The sequence below is a fragment of the Nitrosomonas sp. Is37 genome (assembly GCF_033063275.1).
GTDB lineage: Bacteria > Pseudomonadota > Gammaproteobacteria > Burkholderiales > Nitrosomonadaceae > Nitrosomonas.
The window spans coordinates 1-1,365 of record NZ_JAWJYP010000073.1; the positions used below are offsets into that span (position 1 = coordinate 1).

The following is a 1,365-nucleotide window of genomic DNA, read 5'->3' on the forward strand; positions in this document are numbered from 1 at the left end:
AGAAATTACGAAAGTATGATTGCCATGGCATGTGGATATCTGTGGCTACCTATGTGAAATGTCAACAGACCCTAGGTTAATCGCCTCAACATAATACGGGTCATAGCGTGTAAATTCAGGTTTCATCAGTGCGCGTGAGGCACTTGTAGCTTTTGCTAAGCCGGCTAATTTTTCTCGGTGCGGGCAAAGTAAAAAAATGCACTCACCATGAGGGAATTGATCATCACTGCGATAATATTCCAAACAACTACAGGCATCGAATCAATCAAAACACCGTAATACACCCACACGATTTGAAACGTGCCCATAATGCCTGCCATGGTTGGATTCATACCTTTAGAACTCCTTCGTTTAAGTATTGCGAGCAAATCCGGGGCAGCTGCAAAGGTAGTGCCGAAACCTGCCACAAATCCGATGATCTCATGCCCTTCCATTCATGCCTCCTATTGTTATGCTCTACATCCAAATCTAGCTCGATCAACTGCGCTCACAGTGGAAGATATGATAGTCTTATGGCTCTAGGTCTACGTAAAACACGATTCTTGTATTTCATTACCCAACCCTCCATTTGGGAATTGTCCTGACCTTTCTTTCTAGTATTCACCCAACAGCACCAAGGCAACCTCAACATACCATAGCATTACTGGAGGTCTGGTATAGGATTGAGAAAAGTAGATTTTTAAACTTAATATTTAATACCGTTACATATAGAAAGACCGCGAGAGTATTTTTCACGGTCCAGATATTGTAAATACGGTTACAAAACAGTTACAAATATTTAGAAATAAAAAATGGTTACAAGTCAAAACTCTCAACCCTTTGATTTTTATGACTCCTTAACCAGAACTCAAATCCAAAGCTTAGCTAGAGTAAATTTAAAGTCTCAATATTTCAAATAGGAATGTATGCAATTGGGTACTTGACATTTTGAAATAATCCACATTGTCTTATTACTTTATTAATATGTATCTAGCATTAAGTAAAATCATTTAAATAATCAATATATAATATTAACATACTGATTATAAACAATATTATTCTATATTTAAAATTTAATCAATCCAGAAAATATTATTATAAATAACCATCTTAATGATAGTATTTACAAATTACTCACAAAGTTATCCACAGAAATTGTGGACAAATAATAATTTAATATAAATAAATTTTTAAACATCATATAAATTATGGAAATTCATATAGCAAATTTATTATTTCTATTCTGATAAGAATTAGAATTTCATCTGATCAAATTAGAGCATTCTGCATTTAAGTACGTCCATACCCCGAATTCAGGAAGTAATTTCCGCATTCATATGCTGAGAAGAGCGGCAGTATGCTGCCGATGGTTTTCCACAAAGCATC

1 protein-coding gene is annotated in these 1,365 nt (G+C 34.9%); it reads right to left on the reverse strand.

The annotated features are described in order from the left end of the window. Positions 1-164: 164 nt before the first annotated feature. Complete coding sequence (locus R2Q26_RS15300; protein WP_317537081.1) at positions 165-434, reverse strand: SemiSWEET family sugar transporter; 270 nt, start codon at positions 432-434, stop codon at positions 165-167. Between the last annotated feature and the right edge of the window lie 931 nt (positions 435-1,365).

What these genes read in the sequence shown, in the direction of transcription:
- R2Q26_RS15300 (WP_317537081.1), bottom strand. Translation starts at nt 434, where the DNA reads ATGGAAGGGCATGAGATCATCGGATTTGTGGCAGGTTTCGGCACTACC.